Annotated in this window: 18 protein-coding genes; 15 read left to right on the forward strand and 3 right to left on the reverse strand. The window is 73.9% G+C overall.

Annotated features, from left to right (window positions below; translation table 11 throughout):
* Positions 1–6: 6 nt before the first annotated feature.
* From LX15_RS21715 to LX15_RS21745, 7 genes are all read left to right on the forward strand, one after another.
* Positions 7–996 (forward strand): carbohydrate ABC transporter permease, encoded by a 990-nt coding sequence (locus tag LX15_RS21715; protein WP_253671468.1) that lies wholly within the window; start codon positions 7–9, stop codon positions 994–996.
* Entirely contained in the window at positions 993–1,832 is an 840-nt protein-coding gene (locus LX15_RS21720; RefSeq protein ID WP_372502771.1) for a carbohydrate ABC transporter permease, read from the forward strand. The genes LX15_RS21715 and LX15_RS21720 overlap by 4 nt, the downstream gene beginning before the upstream one ends.
* Positions 1,829–3,388, forward strand: a complete 1,560-nt coding sequence (locus tag LX15_RS21725; protein WP_253671469.1) for a glycoside hydrolase family 3 protein — start codon at positions 1,829–1,831, stop codon at positions 3,386–3,388. The genes LX15_RS21720 and LX15_RS21725 overlap by 4 nt, the downstream gene beginning before the upstream one ends.
* Positions 3,385–4,440, forward strand: coding sequence for an SIS domain-containing protein (locus LX15_RS21730; RefSeq protein WP_253671470.1), 1,056 nt, complete (start codon positions 3,385–3,387; stop codon positions 4,438–4,440). Before LX15_RS21725 ends, LX15_RS21730 begins: the two co-directional genes overlap by 4 nt.
* A gap of 597 nt (positions 4,441–5,037) precedes the next feature.
* Positions 5,038–5,721 (forward strand): FadR/GntR family transcriptional regulator, encoded by a 684-nt coding sequence (locus LX15_RS21735; protein WP_253671471.1) that lies wholly within the window; start codon positions 5,038–5,040, stop codon positions 5,719–5,721.
* A gap of 1,157 nt (positions 5,722–6,878) precedes the next feature.
* Positions 6,879–10,286, forward strand: coding sequence for a S8 family peptidase (locus LX15_RS21740; RefSeq protein ID WP_253671472.1), 3,408 nt, complete (start codon positions 6,879–6,881; stop codon positions 10,284–10,286).
* 86 nt (positions 10,287–10,372) lie between these two features.
* Complete coding sequence (locus LX15_RS21745) at positions 10,373–11,332, forward strand: N-acetylglucosamine kinase (protein ID WP_253671473.1); 960 nt, start codon at positions 10,373–10,375, stop codon at positions 11,330–11,332.
* A gap of 371 nt (positions 11,333–11,703) precedes the next feature.
* Here the strand turns inward: LX15_RS21745 and LX15_RS21750 are convergent, their stop codons facing one another.
* Positions 11,704–12,384: a DUF3159 domain-containing protein gene (locus tag LX15_RS21750; RefSeq protein ID WP_308213504.1), complete on the reverse strand. Its 681-nt coding sequence runs from the start codon at positions 12,382–12,384 to the stop codon at positions 11,704–11,706.
* Between the two features lie 203 nt (positions 12,385–12,587).
* Between LX15_RS21750 and LX15_RS21755 the strand changes: the two genes are divergently transcribed.
* The 8 genes from LX15_RS21755 to LX15_RS21790 all read left to right on the forward strand — a co-directional run bounded on the left by LX15_RS21755 (position 12,588) and on the right by LX15_RS21790 (position 21,551).
* Positions 12,588–13,787, forward strand: coding sequence for an ROK family protein (locus tag LX15_RS21755; protein ID WP_253671474.1), 1,200 nt, complete (start codon positions 12,588–12,590; stop codon positions 13,785–13,787).
* A 17-nt stretch (positions 13,788–13,804) separates the two neighbouring features.
* Positions 13,805–15,133: an ABC transporter substrate-binding protein gene (locus LX15_RS21760; protein WP_253671475.1), complete on the forward strand. Its 1,329-nt coding sequence runs from the start codon at positions 13,805–13,807 to the stop codon at positions 15,131–15,133.
* A gap of 19 nt (positions 15,134–15,152) precedes the next feature.
* Entirely contained in the window at positions 15,153–16,139 is a 987-nt protein-coding gene (locus tag LX15_RS21765; RefSeq protein WP_253671503.1) for a carbohydrate ABC transporter permease, read from the forward strand.
* Positions 16,136–17,032: a carbohydrate ABC transporter permease gene (locus LX15_RS21770; RefSeq protein WP_253671476.1), complete on the forward strand. Its 897-nt coding sequence runs from the start codon at positions 16,136–16,138 to the stop codon at positions 17,030–17,032. The genes LX15_RS21765 and LX15_RS21770 overlap by 4 nt, the downstream gene beginning before the upstream one ends.
* Positions 17,029–18,303 (forward strand): 6-phospho-beta-glucosidase, encoded by a 1,275-nt coding sequence (locus LX15_RS21775; RefSeq protein ID WP_253671477.1) that lies wholly within the window; start codon positions 17,029–17,031, stop codon positions 18,301–18,303. The genes LX15_RS21770 and LX15_RS21775 overlap by 4 nt, the downstream gene beginning before the upstream one ends.
* A 6-nt stretch (positions 18,304–18,309) precedes the next feature.
* Complete coding sequence (locus LX15_RS21780) at positions 18,310–19,320, forward strand: N-acetylglucosamine kinase (protein ID WP_253671478.1); 1,011 nt, start codon at positions 18,310–18,312, stop codon at positions 19,318–19,320.
* A 227-nt stretch (positions 19,321–19,547) separates the two neighbouring features.
* Positions 19,548–20,312 (forward strand): SGNH/GDSL hydrolase family protein, encoded by a 765-nt coding sequence (locus LX15_RS21785; RefSeq protein ID WP_253671479.1) that lies wholly within the window; start codon positions 19,548–19,550, stop codon positions 20,310–20,312.
* Positions 20,313–20,489: 177 nt separating this feature from the next.
* Positions 20,490–21,551: an ADP-ribosylglycohydrolase family protein gene (locus LX15_RS21790; RefSeq protein ID WP_253671480.1), complete on the forward strand. Its 1,062-nt coding sequence runs from the start codon at positions 20,490–20,492 to the stop codon at positions 21,549–21,551.
* 417 nt (positions 21,552–21,968) lie between these two features.
* Here the strand turns inward: LX15_RS21790 and LX15_RS21795 are convergent, their stop codons facing one another.
* The gene (locus LX15_RS21795; protein ID WP_253671481.1) at positions 21,969–23,507 is read right to left on the reverse strand and encodes an FAD-dependent monooxygenase; all 1,539 of its coding nucleotides are present in this window, start codon (positions 23,505–23,507) and stop codon (positions 21,969–21,971) included.
* An 81-nt stretch (positions 23,508–23,588) separates the two neighbouring features.
* Positions 23,589–25,043: an FAD-dependent monooxygenase gene (locus LX15_RS21800; RefSeq protein ID WP_253671482.1), complete on the reverse strand. Its 1,455-nt coding sequence runs from the start codon at positions 25,041–25,043 to the stop codon at positions 23,589–23,591.
* Positions 25,044–25,067 lie beyond the last annotated feature (24 nt).

Consider the following 25,067-nt stretch of genomic DNA (forward strand, 5'->3'; position numbering starts at 1 on the left):
CCCGACATGACCTCGACGATCGACGCCGCGGTGCCGGCGGGGGGTTCCCCGCCGGCGCCGCCGCGTGCTGACGACGGGCGCTCGTCCGGCCGGCGGCGGCGGCCGCTCGGCCAGGCGCTGACGCCGTACCTGCTGCTGGCGCCGGCGGTGGTCGCGCTGCTGGCCCTGGTCGGATGGCCGGCGGTGCTGGTGGTGCTCACCAGCTTCCGCAAGATGGACCTCGGCGAGCTGGTCCGCGGCGAACTCGTGTGGACCGGCTTCGACAACTACACCACCGTGCTCGGCGACGCCGAGTTCTGGAAGATCACCCTGCGGACGGTCGCGTTCACCGCGGCCTGCGTGGTGGCCACCCTGCTGGGCGGCCTGGTGATCGCGCTGCTGCTGCGCCAGCTCGGCCGCGTCGTGCGCACCGTGCTCCAGGTCTGCATGGTCCTGGCGTGGGCGATGCCGGTCCTGGCCGCCACCACGGTCTTCCAGTGGGTGTTCGACCAGCGCTACGGCATCCTCAACAAGACCCTCGTGCTCGTCGGGCTGGACTCGTTCGAGGGGCACAACTGGTTCGCCACCGGCCCGTCCACCCTCACCGTGATCGGGATCCTCGTCTGCTGGCAGGCGATCCCGTTCGTCGCGTTCTCGCTCTACGCCGGGCTGCTCGGCATCCCCCGCGAGCTGTACGAGGCGGCGGGCATGGACGGGGCCAACGCCTGGCAGACCTTCCGCTCGGTCACCTGGCCGACGCTGCGGCCGATCGTGCTGATGATGACCTTCCTCCAGCTCCTGTGGGACTTCAAGGTCTTCGCGCAGGTGTGGGCGTTCCGGCAGGGCGGCCCGAACGGCGAGAGCACGACCCTGCCGGTGTTGCAGTACCTGAAGGGCATCGCCGGCAGCCACTTCGGCGTCGCGGCCGCGGTGAGCGTGCTGATGGTGCTCGTCCTGCTCGTCCTGACCGTGCAGTACCTGCGGATGCTGGTGCGCTCCCAGGAGGTGGACCTGTGAGGGAGGCTCGGGCCGTGACCGCCCGTCGGGTGGCGCTGTCGGCGGTGGGGCTGGTGGTGGCGGGCCTGTTCGCCTTCCCCGTCTACTGGATGGTCAGCTCCGCGTTCAAACCGACCAACCAGATGCAGTCCACCGGCTACGACCTGGTGCCGACCAGCCTCACCGGCGAGCACTTCGCGTCGGCGGTCGGCAAGGCCGGCTTCGGCGACGCGCTGCGCAACAGCCTGACCGTCACGCTGGTCGCGGTGCTGTTCTCGTTGGTGGCGGGGTTGTTGGCGGCGGTCCCCCTGGCGCGTCTGCGCTTCCGGGGGCGCAAGGGGTTCCTGCTGTTGGTGCTGGTGGCGCAGATGGCGCCGTTCGAGGCGCTGCTGATCCCGATGTACCTGATGATGCGGGACGCGAACCTGCTCGACCAGATGCCCGGCCTGGTGCTGGTGTACTTCGCCGCCACGCTGCCGTTCACGGCGTGGACGTTGCGCGGCTTCGTGCAGGGCATCCCCGCCGAGCTGGAGGAGGCCGCGATGGTCGACGGCTGCGGGCGGTGGGGCGCGTTCCGGCGCGTCACGCTGCCGCTGCTCGGACCGGGTCTGGTGGCCACCTCGGTGTTCGGCTTCATCACGGCGTGGAACGAGTTCCTGTTCGCGCTGGTGTTGTTCCAGGACCAGTCCAAGCGGACGTTGCCGGTGTGGCTGTCCACCTTCCAGACGGCCTTCGGCACGGACTGGGGCGGCACCATGGCGGCGTCCACCCTGTTCACGTTGCCGGTGGTCGTCTTCTTCCTGATCGTGCAGCGGAACATGGTCGCCGGCGTGACCGCCGGCGCGGTGAAGGGATGACCGTGTCCGACCCCGCCCTCCCGCCCGACAGGGGCGCGACGCACCAGGAGTCCACTGTGGACGGATCAGACGAGCTGACCCGGCTGGCGCACTCCGTGCTGCTGCCCGGCTTCCTCGGCACCGCCGCGCCCGACTGGGTGCGCCGCCGGATCGGCGAGGGGTTGGGCGGTGTGGTGTTGTTCGGCCGCAACGTCGTCGACGACGAGCAGGTCGCCGCGCTCACCGCCACACTGCGCGCGGAGCGGGCCGACGTGGTCGTCGGCATCGACGAGGAGGGCGGCGACGTCACCCGGCTCGACGCCCACCGGGGTTCACTGGTGCCCGGCAACCACGCGCTGGGCGCGGTGGACGACCCAGCCCTGACCGCCGAGGTGGCCGGGGCGCTGGGCCGGCGGCTGGCGGCGTGCGGTGTGACGGTCGACCTCGCGCCGTGCGCCGACCTCACGCTCACCCCGGACGACCCGGTGATCGGGGTGCGCGCCTTCGGCGGGGACGCCTCGGCCGCCGGCCGGCACGTCGCCGCGTTCGTCGCGGGGATGCAGTCGACGGGGGTCGCGGCGTGCGTGAAGCACTTCCCCGGGCACGGCGCGGCGACCGCCGACTCGCACCACGAGCTGCCCACGCTCGACCGGACCGAGGACGAGCTGCGGACGACCGAGCTGGCCCCGTTCCTGGCCGGGGTCGAGGCCGGCGCGCGGTCGGTGATGACCGGCCACCTCGTCGTGCCGGCGTGGGGCGCGGAGCCGGCCACGCTGAACCGGCGGGCCATCGCGGGGGTGCTGCGCGGCGAGCTGGGCTTCACCGGCGCGGTGATCACCGACGCGCTGGAGATGGGCGCGGTGGCCGGGCGGCTGGGCGACCTCGACGGGCTGACCTCGGCGGCGGTGCGCGCGCTGCTCGCCGGCGCGGACGGGCTGTGCCTCGGCGGGGAGCTGGCGGACGAGACGGTCGTGGCCGGCGTGGTGGACGCCCTGGTCGCGGCCGTGCGCGCCGGGCGGCTGCCGGAGGAGCGCCTGGTGGAGGCGGCGCGCCGCGTCGCGGAGCTGGGCGTGGCGCCGCTGGCCGCGCCGGCCGACCTCGACGCGCTGACCGAGCTGGGCCTGCGGGCGGCGCGGCGGGCCGTGACGGTGCGGGGCGAGCTGGCGCTGCGGTCGGCTCCGCTGGTCGTCGACGTGGTCGTGCCGGGCTCGATCGCCGTGGGCGACGTGCCGTGGGGCGTCGGCCCGCACCTGGCCGAACTGGTCCCGGCGACGGTCGTGCGGCGGGTCTCCCCCGAGGTTCACCCGGACGAGATCCGGGCGGCGGCCGACGGCCGCCCCGTGGTGGTTGTCACACGGGACGCCCACCGGCACCCTGGAACGCGGGACCTGGTGGCCCGACTGGCTAGGATTGGTCTAGACCTTGTACACGTCGAGACGGGCGTGCCAGGGCAGGACCAGGGCCACGACGGCCGGCGGCCGGCCCGGGTCGACACGCACGGCGGGTCGCTGGTGTCGCTGCGGGCCGCCGCCGAACTGCTCGCCGCCTCGATCGCGGCTCCAGGAGGCCAGGGATGACCCAGAACGAGTCGACCGGCGCGCCCGGCCGGCACATGAGCGCCGAGATCGCCGAGCAGCCCGAGGTGTTCGCCCGGCTGCTGGACCGGCGGTCGGAGATCGCCGAGGTCGCGCGCCGGGTCGCCGAGCGCCGCCCGCGCTTCGCCCTGCTGGCCGCCCGCGGCTCCTCCGACCACGCCGCGCTGTACGCCAAGTACCTCATCGAGGTGCTGCTCCAGCTCCCGTGCGGCCTGGTCTCGCCGTCCACCACCACCCTCTACGGGGCCGAGCCCGACCTCACCGACGTGCTGCTGGTCTCGGTGAGCCAGAGCGGCGGCTCCCCCGACCTGCTGGAGGTCACCGAGGCGGCGCGGCGGCGGGGCGCGCTCACCGTGGCGGTCACCAACACCGCCGACTCGCCGCTCAACCGGGCCGCCGAGCTGGACGTGGACATCAACGCCGGCAAGGAGCTGGCGGTGGCCGCGACCAAGACCTACAGCGCCTCCCTGCTCGCGCTCTACCTCCTGGTGGACGCCATCCGGGGCGGCGACGGCGCGGACGCGGCCCGGCTGCCCGAGCTGGCGCGGGCGACCCTCGACGGCAGCGCCGAGGCCGTCGAGGAGGCCGTGCGCCGCTACCGGTTCGTCGCCCGCATGGTGACCACCGGCCGCGGCTACTCGTCGGCGACCGCCGCCGAGGCCGCGCTGAAGCTCGCCGAGACCAGCTACCTGGCCGCCCGCGCCTACAGCGGCGCGGACCTGCTGCACGGACCGGTCGCGGCGGTGGACGAGCAGACCGGCGTCCTGGCGATCTGTAGCGAGGGCCGGGGCGGCGCCGCCATGCGCGAGGTCCTCGACGTCGTGCACGAGCGCGGCGCCGACGTGTGCGCCGTGGGCTCGGCCGCCGGCCAGGTCCCCGCGACCCTGCGCGTCGACGTGCCGTCCTGCGTCGAGGAGCTGGCCCCGGTGCTGGAGGTCCTGCCGGTCCAGCGGCTGGCGCTGGGGCTGTCGCTGGCGCGCGGCGGCGACCCCGACCGGCCGCGCGGCCTCGCCAAGGTCACCCGCACCCGCTGAGCCGGCCGTCGGCCAACCCGACGCCAACGTCGGCCCGGTTGGCTGACCCGTCACCGGGCCACCCATCATCCGGTGGGGTGAGGCGCCCACGCGCCTCGGCACCTCACCCCACCGGAGTTCCTCGGAGTCATCCCTGGTCAGAGGCTTTCTGGCCGGGCAGGGGACGGTACTGGGAGCGCCACGCGCGACCACCCACGAACGGGTGAGGAGGGGCGCGCCGGGGGCGACATGAGAAGGCCCGCCTCACCGAGGGGGCGGGATGAGGCGGGCACCGCTAGGTTACGCCGAACGGAGCAACGCGTGCCACGTGGGGCGCCCGAGCGGGTGGCACCCGATCGCGGCTCGTCGGCGGACGGACCTCGGCTCGGCCCCGGATCAGCGCCCTGTCGGCCCCGGTCCGCCGGGCTCGGCGCGGCCGCCTCGGAGCCGGTCCATGGCCGGTCGTCGGGCGGTCACCGGCTGGTCGTCGGGCGGTCGCCGGCTGGTCGTCGGGCGGTCGCCAGGACGGTCACCGGCTGGTCGTCGGGGCGGTCACCGCCGCCAGGACCAGGGTCACGGCCATACTGGTGCGCCTGGTTCGAGGTCCTGGGGGGTGCCGTGGCCGTCACGGACGACGCGATCCTGCGGGTCAAGCGGATGATCCTCGCCGGGGAGCTGCGACCGGGCGACCGCCTCCCCCGCGAGGCCGACCTCGCCGAGCGGCTGGGCCTGTCCCGGAGTTCGCTGCGCGAGGCGGTCAGGGCGTTGGCGCTGGTCCGGGTGCTCGACGTGCGCCAGGGCGACGGCACCTACGTGGCCAGCCTCCGCGCCGACGACCTACTCGGGTCGCTGGGGCTGGTCCTGGACCTGCACCGGGACGAGCGCTCCGCGGCGGAGGTGCACGAGGTGCGCCGCATCCTGGAGCCCGCGGCGACGGCCAGGGCGGCCCGGCGGATCGACGCCGGCGAGATCGCCGCGCTGCGCGCGTTGTGCGCGGAGGCCGAGACCGCGACCACGGTCGAGCGGCTCGTGGAGCTGGACGCGGAGTTCCACCGCAGGGTCGCGGCGGCGGCGGGCAACGCCGCCCTGGCCCGGCTGCTGGAGACGTTGACCGGTTCGGCGCTCCGGGCCGACGTGTGGCGCGCGATCGTCCGGTCCGGCTCGGTCGCCGAGGTCGTGGCCGAGCACCGCGCGATCGTGGACGCCCTCGCCTCCCGGCAGGCCGACGTGGCGCAGTCCTGGGCCACCGTGCACCTGGCCACCGTGGAGCGGTGGCTCGGCCGCGACCAACCGCTCGCCTGACGCGCCCAGCTCAACCCGACTCAGCCCAGCCCAGGCGCCCGCCCAACCACGGTCTGGTGGGACCACGCGCGGTCGCGCGCCCGCGCGAGGACTTCTTCTTGCCCGCGCGACGACTTCTTCTCGGCAGCGCCGCACCGCACCCGACGCGACCAGGGATCTGACGGTCGACTCCGGCGGTCGACGCGACTCCGCCCAAGATCACAACGACGGGGCAGAACGAACCAGGGCTTCAGACGTCCCACCCGAGGACCAGCCACCCGCCCACACCATCACCCCAGGTCAGCCCCCTCCCGCCCGGGGGGGCGAGCCCTGCTCCAGCCTATCCGCTTCCGATCACGCGCCCAAGACACGAACCCCAGCCTGTGGAGGAATTCGGGTGACTGTGGATAACAGCGGTGAACACTGACAAACACTCGACAAACTCCGACAAATCCCCCCGGCGGGAGGCAACAGACAGCCCGCCCACCCAGCCCCTCGTAGGCCCTCACCCTGACCTCGCGTGCTCCCACCCAGCCCTCACAGGCCCTCACCCCGCCCTCGCGGACCCTCACCCCGAGTTCGCAGGCCCTCACCCTGACCGCGAGGGCTCACACCTACCGTCACTCCGGTCGCCTCGGGCAGGCGAGCGCTCGACGCCCGCCAAGGCAAGGAAATGGAGGCGAAAGGGCAACACATGGACCGACAGCGGCCATGCGGACTCGCGCCGAGCCTCCGCCGCCCGATCGTCGGGACCGACGACCGGATGTTCACCGCGGAGAACCCCGAGCGGAATTCGTCAGGCGCCGGATCCGATCCCGCCTCGACCACACGTCGGACACGTCACCCGGCGTCAATGCCCCACTCCGCGCGCATCTCCACCAAAGCCACCCACACCCCCAACAAGACATCGGATGAATCCGACCGGGCCAGGAGCACGGGATCAGCAGGAACCGGCCGGCGTCCGCGACTGACGCGCCTGACCCGCACAGATCGGAGCAACGCGCCACCCGCCGTTGGTGGGAAGCGGAGCCGACCTTCGTCGGATGTGGGTGATCGTCTCGGCTGCCTACGGTCCGCGCGACGAGGTCGGACCTGGGCGCCGTTGAGGGCACGGCGTCCCGGCGGCGTGCCCCCGGGCGCCCCGCGGGGTCGAAGCACGGCCCGTCAGCGAGGAACCCATGAGAAGATCCCGCGTGTCCGGCGCCGCCGGCCGCGTCGCGGCGCGCTCGGCCGCCGCCGTGCTGAGCGCCCTGCTCGCGACCAGCGTCGTCGGCGCCGCCACCGCGAACGCCGCGCCCACCGCGCCGGACGGTTCGCGGCTCGCCCCGTCGGTCCCCGGCGCCCAGCCGCTGCCGGTCGACCCGGTCGAGGGCAAGATCGCGCCGAGGCTGGCCGACGCCCACGGCGAGGTGACCGCGTTCGTCGAGCTGGAGAAGAAGCCGGCCGCCGACGCGTTCGCCGAGAAGCAGGGCCAGGGCGCCGGCAAGGACCAGGCGAAACAGGCCGCCCAGCAGGCGCGCCAGGAGACGCGGCAGGCCGCCGACAAGGTGGTCGCCGCGCTGCGCGCCAAGGACGCCGACACCAAGGTGTCGCACCGCACGAGCAACGCGGTGCCCGGCGTCGTGGTCACCGCGGACGCCGACAAGGTCAAGGAGTTGGCCGCGCTGCCCGAGGTGAAGGCGGTGCAGCCGATCTCCCCCGTGGAGCGCACGAACTCCAGCGCGGTGCAGCTCACCCGCACCGTGAAGGCGTGGCAGGACGCGGGCAAGCTCGGCGACGGCGTCCGCATCGGCATCATCGACGACGGCATCGACTACACGCACGCGACGTTCGGCGGGCCGGGCACGAAGGCCGCCTACGACGCGATCGACCACACCAAGGCCGATCCCTCCTTCTTCCCCACCGCCAAGGTGGTCGGCGGCACCGACCTGGCCGGCGACGACTACGACGCCCGGGGCAAGACCGGGTCCAGGACGCCGTCCCCCGACCCCAACCCGATCTCCTGCGGCCACCACGGCACGCACGTCGCCGGCTCCACCGCCGGTTTCGGTGTCAACGCCGACGGCAGCACCTTCCGCGGCGACTACGGCAAGCTGGACGACAAGCAGCTCAACGAGATGCGCATCGGGCCGGGCACCGCGCCCAAGGCGCTCCTCTACTCCATCAAGGTGTTCGGCTGCGACGGCTCGACCAACCTGACGACGCAGGCGCTGGACTGGGCGCTCGACCCTGACGGCGACGGCGACTTCAGTGACCGTCTGGACGTCGTGAACCTGTCGCTGGGCAGCAACTATGGCGCTCCCGACGACCCGCAGAGCCTCTTCGTGCGCAAGCTGGTGCAGCACGGCGTGCTCCCGGTCATCTCGGCGGGCAACGACGGCGACCGGCAGGACACCGGTGGCGCTCCCGGCAGCACGCCGGAGGCCCTCACCGTCGCCAGCTCCCGTGACGCCTACGTGCTGCGGGACGGCGCCGAGGTCGTGGCGCCCGCCGACGTCGCCGGCGTCAAGCCCGGCCAGTACAGCAGCGAGTTCGGCGGCTACGACGGGCTGAACGCCACGCTGCCGGTCGTTGCGATGACCGACGAGTCCAACAAGGACGGTTGCCGTCCGTACTCCGCGGCCGACAAGGCGGCCGTCGCCGGCAAGGCCGTGTGGCTGGAGTGGGACGACAACGACGCCAGCCGCCGCTGCGGTTCGGCGGCGCGCGCGGACAACGCGAAGGCCGCCGGCGCGGCCGCCGCGGTCTTCTCGTCCTCGGTGGAGCAGTTCGGTGCCGGCATCGGCGGCAACCAGGCGATCCCGGTGTTCCAGTTCACCGGCGCCGCGACCAAGGCCCTGCGCCCCGCGCTGGCCGCCGGCACGCTCCAGGTGCGCATGGCGGGCGACCTGCGCACCAGCGTGAAGACCTCGGACCCGTCGATCACCGACACGCCCAGCTCCTTCACCTCGCGCGGCGTGCACCACAAGATCGTGAAGCCCGACGTGTCCGCGCCCGGCGACACCATCGCGTCCGCGTTGTCCGGCAGCGGCAACGGCACGCTGGTGATCAGTGGCACGTCGATGGCCGCGCCGCACACCTCCGGCATCGCCGCGCTGGTGCGCCAGGCGCACCCCGACTGGACGCCCGAGGAGGTCAAGGCCGCCGTCATGAACACGGCCGGGGCCGACCTGCGGACGGGCCCGAACGGCACGGTGTACGGCCCGAACCGGGTCGGCACCGGGCGCGTGGACGCCAAGGCCGCGCTGGACAACCAGGTGCTGGCCATGGTGGAGGACGACCCCGGCGCGGTGAGCGTCTCGTTCGGCACCGTCGAGGTCTCGGGCAGGACCGCGATCAGCAAGACGCTCAAGGTCGTCAACAAGGGCGTGAACGCGGTGGAGTACGGCGTGGGCTACCAGGCCGCCACCGAGATCCCCGGCGTGCGCTACGAGGTCTCCGGCAACACCGTCAAGGTGGGCCCGAAGGGCGTCGCCAAGGTGAAGGTGACGCTGAAGATCGACGACCCTTCGGCGCTGCGCAGGACGATCGACCCCACCATGCAGACCACCCAGCTCAACGTGGCGCGGCAGTTCCTGGCCGACGCCTCGGGTCGGCTGGTGCTGACGCCGAGGAACGGCTCGGCGACGCCGCTGCGGGTCTCCGTCTACTCCGCGCCCAAGCCGGTCGCGAAGATCAGCGCGGGTGACACCGTGAGGTTCGACCGGGGCCAGGCGCAGGCGGTGCTGAACCTGAAGGGGCGCGGCCTCGACCAGGGCCAGGGCTCGTCGGCCTACCGCTCGCTGGTGAGCGTCTTCGAGTTGCAGGCCACCTCGCCGCAGCTTCCCAAGTGCGGCAAGAAGGTCACCAGCGACTGCACCCCGAACGACACCGCCAAGGGCGGCGACCTGCGGTACGTGGGCGCGACGTCCACGGCCCCGCTGGCCAGGGCACAGGGCAAGGCGGACCAGGCGCAGGTCGCCTTCGGCATCGCCACGTGGGGCAACTGGTACAACGTCGGCGCGAACACGATCCCCTACGTCGACATCGACGTGAACGGTGACGGCAAGGCGGACTTCGAGTCGTTCGTGACCCGCCCGTCCGGCACGGACGTGCTGCTCGTGAAGACCGTCGACCTGAGCAAGCCGTTGGCGGACGGCGGTTTCGCGACCGTCGAGCTCCAGCCGGTCAACGGGTTCTTCGGCGACGTCGACACGAACGTCTTCGACAGCAACGTGATCGTGCTGCCGGTGTCGCTCAAGGCGCTCGGGATCGACCCGAACGCCGCCAGCCGGCGGATCAGCTACACCGTCGGCGTCTCCGGCGTCTACACCGGGCCGAGCGACAAGGACGGCCTGATCGACCAGATCACCAAGCCGATGTCGTTCGACCCGCTCAAGCCCGGCCTGTGGGCGCAGGGCGGCGGCGACGCGGCCTTGTCCTACCAGGCCCGGCCGGGCACCGCGCTCGTCGTCAACCGCGACGCCGACGCGCTGGCCAAGGACGGCGCGGACAAGCTGCTCGTCCTGCACCACCACAACGCCTCGGGCGACCGGGCGCAGGTCGTGCAGGCCAAGGGCGCGACCGCACGGGACGGCAGGCACTGACCAACCCGCGTGGGGGCCGACGGGGCCGGTGCGGCGTGAGGGGCGCACCGGCCCCGTCTTCTTGTGCCCGTCGGGATACTGCCGGGATGGGCGCGGTGGTTCTGGGACTCGACGTCGGCGGCACCACGACCAGGGCGGTGGTCGCCGACCTGGCCGGCCGGCGTCTCGGCGCCGCCCGGTGCGAGGGGGGCAACCCGAACTCCCACCCGCCGGAGGAGGCGGCGGCCCGCGTCGCCGGGGCCGTGCGGGCGGCGCTCGCCTCGGTGGAGGCCTCCGAGGTCCAGGCCGCGGTGCTGGCGATGGCCGGCGCGAGCAAGCTCAGCGACCCCGGGGTCGCCGCCGTGTTCGAGCGGGAGTGGCTGGCCACGGGCCTGCGCTGCCCGATGCGGGTCGTCCGCGACGTGGAGGCCGGGTTCGCGGCGGGCGCGGCGGAACCGGACGGCACGGCGTTGGTCGCCGGAACGGGCTCGATCGCCTGCCGAATCCGGGGCCACCGGATGGTCAGGGCGGTCGGCGGGCACGGCTGGCTGCTCGGCGACGAGGGGTCGGCGTTCTGGCTCGGCCGGGAGGCGGTGCGCGCCACCCTCCGCGTGCTGGAGGGGCGGCTCCCCGACACCGGCTTGGCGTCGGTGGTGCTCGCCGCCGCGCTCGGGACCGTGCCGCCGGACCCGCGCGACCGTCTCATCACCGCCGTGAACGGCGAGCGCCCGGTCGCGCTGGCCCGCTACGCCCCGCTGGTCACCTCGGCGGCGGCCGAGGGGGACCCGGTGGCCGGGGAGATCGTGGCCACCGCGGCGGCGCACCTGGCCGAGCTGGTCATCACCGCGCACGACCGGGAGGGCGGCCGTCCCGTCGTCCTCGTCGGCGGTCTGACCGAGCCCGGCAATCCCGTCGGCGAGGCGCTGCGCGCCCGGCTCGCCGCCGAAGGGCTCGACGTCCGCGCCGCGACCGACGGCGCCGCCGGGGCCGCCTGGCTCGCGGCGCTCGACCTCGTCCCCGGACTCGACGACGCGGCGGCGCTGCACCGCGCGCTCCTGGGCGGCTGAGCCCGGCCAGGACCAGGCCGGACGGGGAACGAACGAGACGACCGGAACGGACCAGAGCGGAGCAGATCGGGCCAGAGCAGATCGGACGCGGCCCAACACCGACCGGCGCGATCCCGCTCAGGCCGTCGCGGTCCGGCACGGACCGGCTCAGGCAAGGGGCTGACGCAGCCCCGGATGACCCTCAGGCAGGACGCAACGGCGCCGCACCACACGCTCCCGGACGGCGGACCCCCGGCCGAGACCAGGCCGGACGGGGAACGAACGAGACCGGAACGGACCAGAGCGGAGCAGATCGGACCAGAGCAGATCGGACGCGGCTCAGCACGGCCGGCGCGGCTCAGCACGGCCGGCGCGGCTCAACACGGACCCGCTCAGGCGAGGGGCTGACGCAGCCCCGGATGGCCCTCAGGCAGGACGCGGCGCAGGACCCACCAGCTCACCGCGAGGCAGGCCGCGACCAACGGCCAGGTCAACGCGACCCGCGCCACGCTGAGCGCCACGGCAGCGCCCGCCCACCACAGCGGCACGAACACCGCCAGGCGGAGCACGTACTGGCCCACCCAGACCCAGCTCGCCAGCGAGTAGGCCCGCAACAGCGCGGGGTCCCTGCGCCAGCGCGTGCGTTGCCGCAGCGCCGTGCCCACCACGACCCCGAGCAGCGGCCAGCGGATGACGATGCTGACCGCCCAGGCCAGCGCGCTCGCGGCGTTCGACGCCATCTGGACGAGGAAGAAGTCCACCGCGCGACCGGTCCGCAACGCGATCATCGCGGCCACGGCGACGCCGAGCATCCCGAGCACCACCGCGCGGGGCCGGTCGCCCCGCGTGAGCCGCCAGACGGCGACCACCGCGCCCGCCGCGAGCGCCGCCGCCGCGCCGACGGGCACCGACTCGTCGGCGAGCAGCCACCCCGCGACGAACGCCACCGGCGGCAACGTCGCGTCCACGGCAGCGCCGCGTCCGCCGAGGAGCTGGGCCAGCGACTCCCCGGAGCCCGCGGCGGCCGGCGCCGGCGGCTGGTCCGCCCTGCTCTCGGTCGCTTCCCGGTCCACGCCCCCAGCCTGCCCGACCCCGCCGCTCCCGGGCACGGTCCCCCGGACGTTAGTTCGCTCGCATTCGAACGGCGGGTCCCGCGTGCGTCCGGACGGACCGACGGACGGGCGGCCGAACGCGCCATTGACCGGAAGTGGCGCGCGTCACTACCGTCCAATCGTCTGGGAAGTTCCCAGAAGTGGTCCGGACCAAGGGAGGCCCGGTGCGCGCGGGGAGCCCCCGGTTGCTGCGGGAGATCAACGACCGCGTGGCGATCGAGGCCATGCTGGCCGGCGGCCCGCTCACCCGCGCCGAGCTGGAGACCCTGATCGGGCTGTCCAAACCCGCCACCGCCCAGTTGCTCGCCCGGCTGGAGAGCGAGGGCACCGTGCGCCGCTGCGGCCTGCGCGGCGGCGGCAGGGGCCCGCGCGCCCAGCTCTGGCGGGTCAACGGCGCCCTGGCCCACGTGGCCGCCGTGGACCTCACGCCCAGGACCGTCGACGTCGCGGTCGCCGACATCGCCGGGGCCGTGCTGGCCGAGCACCGCGCGCCCATGCCGAGGGGGCGCGGGGCCGACGTGCTCTCCGCGTTCGTCGCCGCGCTGGACCACGCCGCGGCCATGGCCTCGCTGACCAGGGCCGACCTGCGGCACGTCGTGGTGGGCTCGCCCGGCGCCGTCGACCCCCGCACCGGTCGGCTCGGCTTCGCGCCGCACCTGCCCGGCTGGGAGGGCTTCGACGTGCCGGGCCGGCTGCGCGAGCTGCTCGGCGGCGACCACGTCGACGTCGTCGTGGAGAACGACGTCAACCTGCTGGCGGCCGAGGAGATGGCCACCGGCAGGGCGGTCGACGCCCGCGACTTCGTGCTGCTGTGCCTGACCCCCGGCGTCGGGTCGGCCGTCGTGATCAACCGGACGGTGCTGCGCGGCGCGACCGGGGGCGCCGGCGAGATCGACTGGATGCGGGTGCCGGACAGGGCCGACCGCGACACCGGCGTCGACCGGCGCGGCGCGCGGTTCGGCGACCTGCTCGGCTCGGCCGCCGTCTCCCGGCTCGCCCAGGCGCACGGCCTGCCCGCCGGGGGCGGGTGGGCGGTGCTGCGCCGCGCGTTGGCGACCGGTCCCGCCGGTCGGCCGTTCCTGACCGACCTGGCCCGCCGGGTCGCCACCGGGATCGCCGGCGTGGTCAGCGTCGTCGACCCCGAGCTGGTGCTGCTGTCGGTGGGCGTCGGCGAGCCGGGCGTGCGGGTGCTGTGCGACCTGGTCGCCGACGAGCTGCACCGCATGGTGGTCCCCCGCACCCCCGTGGAGCCCGCGCGCGCCGGGGCCGGCGCGGTCCGCTCCGGCGCGCTGCGCTCGGCCCTCGCCCTGGCCCGCGAGCGGGTCTTCGGGCTCCCCGCCGTCCCCCCGTCCGTTCCCCGTTGACCACACCTGGAGGGCACATGGGCTCCACACGACGCCTGGCGTTAGCCGCCGTGGCCGCCGGCCTGTTCGCCGCGGCCTGCACGACCGGTGGGGGCGGCGGCACCGGGGCCGCCCCGGCGCCCAGGGACGACGAGCAGGTCACGGTGACGGTCTGGAGCAACTTCGCCGACCACGAGCTGCGCGCCCTCAACAAGACGCTCGACGGCTTCCACGCCAAACACCCGAACATCACGATCCGCAGCGAGGGCAGCCAGGACGACGACAAGATCACCCAGTCGATCAGGGGCGGCACCGCGCCGGACGTGGCGATCTCGTTCTCCACCGACCTGCTCGGCCAGTACTGCTCCTCGGGGGCGTGGCAGGACCTGCGCCCCTACCTCGACCGCGACAAGGTCGACCTCGGGCAGATCCCGCAGGCGGTCCGGGACTACACCGAGTACCGGGGGACGCGGTGCGCGATGCCGTTGCTCGCCGACGTCTACGGCCTCTACTACAACAAGGAGATGTTCGCCAAGGCGGGGATCACCAGTCCGCCGCGAACCCTGTCGGAGCTGACCGAGGTCGCCAAGAGGCTGACCGTGTTCAACCCCGACGGCTCCATCCAGGTCGCCGGGTTCGTCCCGACCATCAACTTCTACAACCACCGCCCGCAGATGCTGGCCCCGCACTGGAACGCGCAGTGGCAGAAGCCGGACGGTGGCTCCGCGATGGCCAGCGATCCCGGGTGGAAGGAGATGTTCACCTGGCTCAAGGAGCTGACGGACTTCTACGGCAAGGACCGGCTGGCGTCGTTCACGGCCGCCGCCGGCCAGCAGTACTCCGCGGACAACGCCTTCCAACAGGGCAGGGTCGCGATGATGCTCGACGGTGAGTACCGGACGGCGTTCATCGCGCAGCAGACGCCCAACCTCGCCTACGGCACCGCACCCTTCCCCGTGGCGGACTCGCGCCAGGAACTGTACGGCGGCGGCTACACCACCGGCACGATCATCGGCATCCCCCGGGGCGCGAAGAACCCCGGCGCGGCGTGGGAGCTGGTCAAGTACCTGACGACCGACACCGACGCCCTGGTCGAGCTGTCCAACGGCCTGCGGAACATCCCCACCACGAAGGCCGCGCTCGACAGCCCCAAGCTCCAGGCCGACGACAACTTCCGGACCTTCATGCGGATCTTCTCCAGCCCGCGCCTCGCCACCTCGCCGAGCGCCCCGAACGGCGCCTCCTACGTGAAGTTCACCGAGGACTTCGCCAGCCGGTGGCTCGGCGGCGAGGTGCCCAACCTGGACGAGGGCCTGGCCGCGCTGGCCAAACAGATCGACGACAACGCCGCGCTCGGCGGCAAGTAGGCCCGCCGTGTCCAGCACGATGACCACGACGGTCGACCGCGCGCCCGCGCCAGCCGACCCCGGGCCACCGGTCCCGCGCCGCCGACGGCGACGCCGCCTGGTCGCCCTGGGGTTCCTGGCCCCGGCGGTCCTCGGCTTCGGGCTGTTCTTCGCCTACCCCCTCGTCGCGACGGTGTTCTTCTCGTTCACCCGGTCCGACGGGCTGAACCCGCCGGAGTGGGTGGGCCCGCGGAACTACGTCCACCTCGTCACCAGCGACCCGGTGGCACACACCGCCGCGGCCAACACGCTGTGGCTGGTCGTCGTCCTGACGGTCCTCCGCGTCGTGTTCGCGCTGGGCGTGGCGTCGGTGCTCGCCAGGATCCGCCGGGGCGCCGGCTTCTTCCGCACGGTGTTCTACCTGCCCGCACTGGCCCCGCCGGTGGCGGCGACCCTCGCGTTCGTCTTCCTGTTCAACCCGGGGACCGGGCCGGTGAACGCGGGGCTGCGGGCGATCGGGATCGACTCGCCTCCCGGCTGGTTCACCGACCCCGCGTGGGCCAAGCCGTCGCTGACGCTGCTGATGCTCTGGTGCTCCGGCGAGCTGACGATCATCATCCTGGCGGCGCTGCTCGACGTGCCGACCGAGCTGTACGAGGCGGCCGCCCTTGACGGCGCGGGGGCGTGGAGCCGGTTCCGGCACGTCACGCTGCCCTCGATCGCGCCGGTGTTGCTGTTCGGCGTGGTGAACTCGGTGATCCTGGCGTTGCAGTTCTTCACCCAGGCCGTGGTCGGCGGGTCGGTGGCCTCGGGAGGGGCCGAGATGGCCGGGCACAGCAAGAACCTGGGGTGGCCCGGCAACTCGACGCTGACCTTCCCCGCCTGGCTGTACCAGCAGGGCTTCCGCTACTTCAACATGGGTTACGCCGCCGCGATGTGCACGGTGCTGTTCCTGGTGTCCTTCGCCTGCACCGTCGTCCTCATCCGACGCCTCCGCTCGGCGGCGGGGACCGGGGAGGCACGATGACGACGTTGGACACACCGCTGGACGCCTCCCCTTCTCGGGCCGCGTCGCGGCCCCGGGCGGCCGGTCCCGGCGCGCGGTCGGCGCTGCACTGGATCGCGGTGCACAGCCTCGCGCTGGCCCTCACCCTGATGTTCCTGCTGCCACTGGTGTTCATCGCGCTCACGGCGGTGATGTCGGACCAGCAGGCGCTCACCTCCCAGTTGTGGCCGAGGGAATGGCATTGGGAGAACTTCGCCCATGTGTTCACGCGGTCCCCGATGCTGTCCTATTTCGGGAACTCGCTGCTGTACTCCGGACTGGCCACGGTCGGGATGCTGCTGTCCAGCGTGCCCGCCGCGTACGCACTGGCGCGCTTGCGGTGGCGGGGGCGGAACCTCGCCTTCTTCGCGGTCGTGGCGGCCATGTTGCTGCCGCCCCAGGTGGTCGCCGTGCCGCTGTACCTGCTGTGGGCGCAGCTCGGGCTGACCGGCACCCTGTGGCCGCTGGTCGTCCCCTACCTGCTCGGCGACTTTTTCAGCATCTTCCTGTTGCGGCAGTTCTTCCTGACCATCCCCGAGGACTACGCCGACGCCGCGCGGGTCGACGGCTGCTCGGAACTCCAGGTGCTGTGGCGGGTAATCCTGCCCATGGCCCGCCCGGGGATCGCGGCGGCGGCGCTGTTCTGCTTCCTCTACACGTGGAACGACTACTTCGGTCCGCTGCTCTACGCGGGTGAACGTCCGGAGAGTTGGACCCTCTCGGTGGCTCTGGCGTCCTTCCGCGGGCTCCATCATGTCGAGTGGAACCTCACGATGGCGGCGACGGTGCTCGTGATGCTGCCGGCCGTCGTGCTGTTCCTGTTCGCCCAGAAATCCTTCGTCAAGGGCATCACGTTCACAGGGGTCAAGGGATGAAACTCACCGTCGTCGGAGGCGGTTCCACGTACACGCCGGAGCTGGTGGACGGCATCGCCCACCGGCTCGGCGGCCTGGAGGTCGACGAGATCGCGCTGGTCGACCCGGACGAGGAGCGACTGGCCGTCGTCGGCCCGTTCTGCCAACGGCTCCTCGCCGCGGCCGGCCACCCCGCCGTCGTGCGCACCACCAGCGACCTGGAGCGGGGCGCCGACGGCGCCACGGCGGTCCTGCTCCAGCTCAGGGTGGGGGGCCAGTCCGCGCGCCACTCCGACGAGACCTTCCCACTGGAGTGCGGCTGCGTGGGCCAGGAGACGACGGGAGCCGGCGGCCTGGCCAAGGCGCTCCGCACGGTGCCGGTCGTGCTGGACATCGCCGAGCGCGTGCGGGCCGTGGCCGGCGACAACACCTGGTTGGTCAACTTCACCAACCCCGTCGGCATCGTGACCAGGGCGCTGCTGGAGGCCGGGCACCGCGCGCTCGGGCTGTGCAACGTGGCGATCGGCTTCGAGCGCTGGTTCGCCGAGATCCTCGGCGTGGCGCCGGAGAACGTCTACCTCGAACACGTCGGGCTGAACCACCTGACGTGGGAGCGGGGCGTGCTCATCAAGGGCCCCAACGCGAGCATGGACGTGCTGCCCGCGCTGCTCCAGGAACGGGCGGGGGAGATCGCCGAACGCGTGGGCCTGCCCGTGGCGCTGCTGCACCGGCTGGGCGCGATCCCGTCGTACTACCTCCGGTACTTCTACCAGCACGACCAAGTCGTGGCCGAGCAGCGTGGGGAGCGGTCCCGCGCCGAGGTGGTGGCCGACGTCGAGCGGGAGCTGCTGCGGGTCTACGCCGACCCCGCGGTGTCGACCAAGCCGGAGCTGCTGGGCAAGCGGGGAGGGGCCTACTACTCGGAGGCCGCGATCCAGCTCGTCGACGCGCTGGTGAACGGCGGTGGGGCCTCGCACGTGGTGAACGTCCGCAACGGCAGGGCGCTGCCCTTCCTCCCCGAGGACGCCGTGGTGGAGATCCCGTGCACGATCGACACCGGGGGCGCGGTGCCCTCCCCGGTGCGCCCGGTGCCGCCGGCGATGGCGGGCCTCATCGCCCACGTGGCGGCGTACGAGGCCCTCGCGCTGGACGCGGCCGTCCACGGTGGACGGGACCGCGTGGCGGACGCGTTGCTGGCGCACCCGTTGGTGGGCCAGCACGAGAAGGCCGAGCGGCTGACCGACTCGCTGCTGGCGGCGAACGCGGCGTTCCTGCCGTGGGCCAAGGGGTGAGGCCCGGTGCCACGGGTCGCGGTCCTCGCCGTCGACGGCGGGAACAGCAAGACCGACGTGCTGCTGGTCGACGCGCGGGGCGAGGTGCTCGCGTCCGTGCGCGGACCCGGGGCGTCGGCGCAGAACGTCGGGATGGCCAGCAGCATGGCCGCGCTGGACAAGCTGGTGCGGCGCGCCGCGCGCCAGGTGGGGGTCGCGGACACCCGTGACCTCGCCGAGCACACGGCGGCCTACCTGGCCGGCGCCGACTTCCCCAGGGAGGAGGCCGCGCTCTCGCGGGCGCTGGAGGATCTGGGCTGGTCCCGGTCGACGGTGGTCGGCAACGACACCTTCGCGGTGCTCAGGGCCGGGACGCCGGACGGGCTCGGGGTGGCGGTCGTGCTGGGCGCGGGCATCAACTGCGTCGGGGTCGCGCCGGACGGGCGAACGTCCCGGTTCCCGTCGGTGGGGCGGATCTCCGGGGACTGGGGCGGCGGTTCCTTCCTGGCGACCGAGGCGCTGTGGTGGGCGGTGCGCGCGGCGGACGGGCGGGGTCCGGCCACCGCGTTGCTCCCGGCCGTGCTGGAGCACTTCGCGCTCCCGTCGACGGGGGAGCTGATCGAGCGCCTGCACTTCGGCGAGATCCCGTGGGACGAGCTGCACGCGTTGTGCCCGCTGCTGTTCCGGGTGGCCGCCGAGGGGGACCCGGTGGCGGGCCGGCTGGTGGACCGCCTGGTGGAGGAGGTGACGCTGATGGTCACCGTCACCCTGCGCCGGCTCGACCTGCTCGACGAGCCGGTCCGGGTGGTGTTGGGCGGCGGGGTGGCGGTCGGGGCCGGCCCCGCGTTGACCGGGCGGATCGCCCTGGCCTGCGGGGAGCGGGCTCCCCGTTGCGAGGTGCGGGTGGTCGACGTGCCGCCCGTGGTGGGCGCGGCGTTGCTCGGCCTGGACGCGCTCGGCGCGGACCGGGAGGCCGAGCGACGGCTGCGCGCGGCCGGCGCGGCGTTGCTCGCCAACCCGACGCCCGCCGCGTCGTGACCGAGCGCGACGGTCTGTCCACAGTGGACTGTCCACCGACGGCGCTCCCTCGGGGCGTCCCACCGGCATGACTTTGCTCACCGGGAGCGGTGATCACCTCGACGCACCGTCCTTTTTGTCCGGATGACGGGACGGGGCGAACCTACGGCGTCGTAACCGACGGTGGCGTAGGTCGACGGCGAAGGGTCATGCTGTCCAGTCGGGACACCTCTGGAGGGAGAACAACCGTGCACCGGTGGAACGCCCTGGTCGCGATCGGGGACAGCTTCACTGAGGGCCTGGACGACCCCGCCCTCGACGGCGAGGGCTACCGCGGCTGGGCGGACCGCCTCGCGGAACGGTTGGCCGCCGGCAGGCCGGACTTCCGGTACGCCAACCTCGCGGTGCGGGGCAAGCTGCTCCAGCAGATCGTCGACGAGCAGGTGCCGGAGGCCATCGAGCTGAGCCCCGACCTGATCACCTTCTGCGCGGGCGGCAACGACATCCTGCGTCCCGGCAGCGACCCGGACGCCCTGGCCGCGATCTTCGACGACGCGGTCGCCCGGATGCGCGCCGCCGGCGCGGACGTGGTGATCTGCACCGGGTTCGACACCAAGCAGACCCCGGTGATGAAGCACCTGCGGGGCAAGGTCGCCACCTACAACACCCACCTGTGGGCCACCGCCGACCGGCACGGCTGCCGCGTCGTCGACCTGTGGTCCATGACCGTGCTCCACGACCCGAGGGCGTGGAGCGACGACCGGCTGCACCTGTCCCCGGAGGGTCACGAGCGCGTGGCGCTGCGGGCGTGCGAGGCGCTGGGCGTGACGACGGACACCCGGTGGGACGCCCCCTGGCCGCCGGCCCCGCCGGTGGACTGGGTGTCGCTGCGCCGCGAGGACCTGCGGTGGGCGAAGGAGCACTTCGTGCCGTGGATCGGCCGCCGGCTGCGCGGGGAGTCCTCGGGCGACGGCGTGCGCCCGAAGCGCCCGAAGCTCACCCCGGTCGCCTGAGGCCAGACCCAGACCCGACGCGCCGGCGCCCGCCCCGGGCGCCGGCGCGTCGGCGCGTCCGGGGCCGCGCACGGCCGTGGGCGGCCCCGGTGGTCGGAGCCGGATCCGCGCTGGTGGGCGCGGGCGGCCGGCGACCAGACTCCCCTCCGGATGATCACGCCCGTAGCCTGGTGCGCCGTGCACGCTGACCCCACGGCGCTGATGGACCGCGCAGCCGGCTGCCTCCTCGGCGGCGCGCTCGGCGACGCCCTCGGCGCCCCGGTGGAGTTCCTCCACCTCTCCGAGATCCACCGCCGCCACGGCAGGGGCGGCATCACCGAGCCGCCCTCCCCCGCCCTGCTCACCGACGACACCCAGCTCACCCTGTTCACGACCGAGGGACTGCTGCACAGCCGGGCCGACCAGCACGGGTTCTCCTGGCCGACGACCGCGGTGTGGCGGGCGTGCCGCCGGTGGCTGCGCTCCCAGCAGCAGGACGAGCCCGACCCCGACGCGCGCGGCCTGCTCGCCGACCCCCGCGTCTACGCCTCCCGCGCGCCGGGGCTGACCTGCCTGCGGGCCCTGCAACACGACGAGATGGGCACGATCGAACAGCCGTGCAACGACTCCCGGGGCTGCGGCGGCCTGGCGCACAGCGCGCCGCTCGGGTTCTCCGCGCACGCGGAGCTGGCCTACCGGCACGGCTGTGAGACGGCGGCGCTGACCCACGGGCACCCCGGCGGCTGGGCGCCCGGCGGCGCGCTCGCGCTCATCGTGCACCTGGTGGCGGTGCAGGACCGCCCCCTGTGGGAGGCCGTCGACCAGGCCACCGGCCGGGTGCTGGCCGACGACGAGGAGACCGGGCTGGCGCTGGCCGAGGCCCGCCGGCTGGCCGTCGCCGACCTGCGGGCGGAGTCGGCGGCCGAGGGCGGCCCGTCGGCGGCCTCGGTGGAACGGCTCGGCGAGGGCTGGCTGGCCCCCGAGGCGCTGGCGATCGCGGTCTACGCCGCGCTGGTCCGCTACAAGCCGTCCGGCTTCCGGGAGGCGCTGTTGTTGGCCGCGAACCACTCCGGCGACAGCGACACGACGGCGGCGCTCACCGGCAACCTGCTCGGCGCGGCGCACGGCACCGGCGCGCTGCCCAGGGCGTGGCTGAACCGGCTGGAACTCGCGGAGGTGATCGCGCAGCTCGGCAAGGACCTGGGCGCGGCCTGCGCGGGCGTGGACTTCGAGCCGGAGCGCTACCGGCTGATCGCCTGATCCCGGCGGCCACGGGCGGGACCGTCGCCCGCCGCTCCGGGGGGAGGGGAGCGGCGGGCGACGGTTCCGCGATGGTTGACCGCGCCGGGCGCGGGCCGTCACCCCGAGCTTCCCTACACACCGGCCCGGGCCCGCGCGGTCAACGCCCCAACCGTCCGCCGCCCCCGCGGAAACCATTCCGCGCCGACGGCGCACAACGCGCGAAGAAACAGGGAGAGAAACGCGCGTCGGGAATGTTCGTTCCCCGACTTCGCCCGAGGTGGAACACGGTGACCTGGGGCTCGCTCGTTGTCCGCCGTTCCTGGCGTCGCTTTCGGTCCTGCCGGGAAACGTAACAGGCCGCGCGGCAGCCGTCAGTCCGCCGTATCAGCGATCCCGCGACTACCTGCGCATTTACGGAATGCTACGTGACAAGGCTCACGTAACACTTCCGTGATTCGCGGCGATGCTGATATCCGCCTCGGCCCCCGACGGGCCGAACCAGCGGCGCAGGGCGACGTCGAGCCCCTCCCCGTCGTCCGGCTCCACCCAGGCCACGTGGCCGTCGGGGCGCAGCAGCAGCGCCCGCAGGCCGGCGAGCGCGTCGCCCCGCGCCGTCGCCTCGACCACGTCCACGCGGTCGGCCCAGCCGGCGGCCAGCGCGCGCGGCCCGCCGTCGACCGACCCGGGGGCGGGAGATCCCGTGTCGGCGCGTCCTCCCCCGCCGGCGAGGTCCAGCAGGACGCCCCGAGCCCGGTGGAGCAGGCGGCTCGTGGTCGTCATACCGTCCTTTGTGGACAGTTCAACGCGGGGGAGCCTGGCGCCCGGCAACGGGTGCGTGCCGCGACCGACCGGGTAGCGGACGTCCACCCCGGCGACCATCCTGGCCAACCGCCGGTTCACCACGTCCAGTTCCAGCAGTTCGGCGAGCAGCTCCCTCACCGGGTCCAGCTCGGGGCCGCCGACCATCAGCTCCGTCTGCGCCCGCGTGTTCCACACGACGCGGGCGCCGACCGGGTGCCGTTCGGAGTGGTAGGTGTCGAGGAGCCCGTCGGGCGCCCCTCCCCGCACCTCGGCGGCCAGCTTCCACCCCAGGTTGACCGCGTCCTGCACGCCGAGGTTCAGCCCCTGCCCGCCGGCCGGGAAGTGGACGTGCGCGGCGTCGCCGGCCAGGAGGACCCGACCCCGCCGGTACTCGGTCACCTGGCGCGCGGCGTCGCCGAAGGTCGACACCCAGCGCGGCGTGGCCCCGGCGAGGTCCTCCCCCGCGACGTGCCGCAGCATGACGCGCAGGTCCTCGTAGGTCGGCGGTTCCTTCCCGCTGCCGTGCTCGTGCGCCCAGATCCTGGTCACGCCCTCGCCCAGCGGCACCACGGCGAACGCGCCGCGCTCGTTGCGCTGGAACAGCCGGGGCCGCAGGTCGACGCCGGTGACGTCGGCCATGACGAAATGACGGTCGCCGCCGGTCCCCGGGAAGTCGAACCCGGCCGCGTGGCGGACCGTGCTGTGCCCGCCGTCGCAGCCCACGAGGTAGCCGGCGCGCAGCCGGTACCGCCCCTCAGGACCCTCGACCTCGACCTTCACCCCGTCGGCGTCCTGAGCCAGCCCCACCACCCCATGCCCCCATCGGACGGGAACGCCCAACTCGGCCGCCCACGCCGCGAGGACCCGCTCGGTGCGGGCCTGCGGGTGCAGCGCCATCACCGGATGCGCTCCGTCCACCAGGCCGTAGTCCAGCGGCACCGGGAGGGCGGCGAAGTGCCCCAGCCGACGCCGGGGCACGTCGCCGAGGCGGTCCAGCACGCCGCGCTGGTCCAGGACCTCCAGCGTGCGGGGCGTGATCCCGATGGCCCTGGACTCGGTCCTGGGGCGGGGGAGGCGCTCCAGCACCACGACCTCGGCCCCGCCCAGCCGGAGTTCGGCGGCGAGCATGAGGCCCACCGGACCCGCGCCCACCACCACGACCTGCGCGTCCACGTCCCCTCCCTACCCCGTCGACCCGCGCGGCACGGCGGCCGGTCGCGTGGCGCGCCGCGCGGGTCGCCCGGGAAGGGGAGGTCAGCGGGTGCGCGGCGGCCCGAACCACCGGCCGAGGGCGACGTCGAGCCGCTCCCCCTCGGCGTCGGGGGCGGCCCACGCGACGTAGCCGTCGGGCCGGACCAGGACCGCGTCCACCCCGGGCAGCTCGGGCGCCGAGGCGCGGACGACGTCCACCCGGTCGGCCCACCCCTCGGCCACGGCCCCCAGCTCCGCGTCGTCGGAGAGGTCGAGCAGCACGCCCCGCGCGACGTGGAGCAGCCGGAAGGTGTCCGTTTCTCCGTCCGAAGTGGACAGAGCACGCCGGGGCATCCGCCGTCCCAGCAGGGGGTGGGACCCCGCGCCCACCTCGTAGCGGAGGTCGAGCGCGCTGATCATGTTGGTGAGGTGCCGGTTGACCTCGTCGAACCGGAAGATCTCCCGCAGCACGGCGCGCAGCGGCTCCAGGTCGAGGCCGCCGTTGAGCAGCGGGGCCTGCGCCCTGGTGTTGAACAGCACGTCGGCCCCGACGGGGTGGCGCTCGGCGTGGTAGGTGTCGAGCAGCTCCTCCCCCGCCCGGCCGGTCGCGACGAGCCCCAGCTTCCAGCCGAGGTTCATCGCGTCCTGGACCCCGAGGTTGAGCCCCTGGCCGCCGGCCGGCAGGTGGATGTGGGCGGCGTCGCCGGCGAGCAGCACGCGTCCCCTGCGGTACTCCGAGACCTGACGCGTGGCGTCGCCGAAGGAGGTGACCCAGCGGGGACGGCCGCCGCTGATGTCATCTCCGGTGATCCGCGCGACCCGCTCGACCACCTCCTGGAAGGCCGGCGGCTCGGTGCGGCGCCGAGGCGGCGCGCCGAACTCGACCGGCAGCACCCTGGTGACACCGTCGCCCAGCGGGATGACCGAGATCCCGCCCCGCTCCCGCACGTCGCTGAACCGGAACGGCAGGTCGATCCCCTCGACGTCGGCCATCAGGTACTCGGTGGTGGCCTCGGTGCCCGGGAAGTCGAAGCCGGCCAGGCGACGCACCGTGCTCCGACCGCCGTCGCAGCCCACGAGGTAGGCGGCGCGCAGCCGGTACCGCCCCTCGGGACCCTCGACCTCGACCTGCACCCCGTCGGCATCCTGGGCCAGCCCCACGACCTCGTGGCCCCGCCGGATGGGCACGCCCAGCTCGGCCGCCCACGCGCCGAGCGCCCGCTCCGTCTTCGCCTGCGGGATCATCATCTGGCCGGCGACGTGGCTGTCGAGGACGCCGAAGTCGAGCGGGATGGCCCCGAAGTGGCCCCACTCGCCCCTCCGCCCCTCCAGGCGGTCGAGCAGGCCGCGCTGGTCGAGGACCTCCATGGTCCTGGCGTGCATCCCCAGCGCCCTGGACTGCCCGGTGGGCTCGGCCAGCCGCTCCAGCACCAGCACCTCGGCCCCGGCCAGCCGCAGCTCGGCGGCGAGCGTCAGCCCGACCGGACCCGCACCCGCCACGATCACCCGCTTGGTCACCGCACCCCTCCTTAACGTCGTTAA

Source organism: Streptoalloteichus tenebrarius, assembly GCF_024171885.1.
GTDB classification, from domain to species: Bacteria; Actinomycetota; Actinomycetes; order Mycobacteriales; family Pseudonocardiaceae; genus Streptoalloteichus; species Streptoalloteichus tenebrarius.

Excerpts from the sequence above, each read along its gene's own strand:
- LX15_RS21765 (WP_253671503.1), top strand. The coding sequence starts at position 15,153 with ATGACCACGACGGTCGACCGCGCGCCCGCGCCAGCCGACCCCGGGCCA.
- LX15_RS21760 (WP_253671475.1), top strand. The coding sequence starts at position 13,805 with ATGGGCTCCACACGACGCCTGGCGTTAGCCGCCGTGGCCGCCGGCCTG.
- LX15_RS21745 (WP_253671473.1), top strand. The coding sequence starts at position 10,373 with ATGGGCGCGGTGGTTCTGGGACTCGACGTCGGCGGCACCACGACCAGG.
- LX15_RS21775 (WP_253671477.1), top strand. The coding sequence starts at position 17,029 with ATGAAACTCACCGTCGTCGGAGGCGGTTCCACGTACACGCCGGAGCTG.
- LX15_RS21740 (WP_253671472.1), top strand. The coding sequence starts at position 6,879 with ATGAGAAGATCCCGCGTGTCCGGCGCCGCCGGCCGCGTCGCGGCGCGC.
- LX15_RS21730 (WP_253671470.1), top strand. The coding sequence starts at position 3,385 with ATGACCCAGAACGAGTCGACCGGCGCGCCCGGCCGGCACATGAGCGCC.
- LX15_RS21715 (WP_253671468.1), top strand. The coding sequence starts at position 7 with ATGACCTCGACGATCGACGCCGCGGTGCCGGCGGGGGGTTCCCCGCCG.
- LX15_RS21725 (WP_253671469.1), top strand. The coding sequence starts at position 1,829 with ATGACCGTGTCCGACCCCGCCCTCCCGCCCGACAGGGGCGCGACGCAC.
- LX15_RS21770 (WP_253671476.1), top strand. The coding sequence starts at position 16,136 with ATGACGACGTTGGACACACCGCTGGACGCCTCCCCTTCTCGGGCCGCG.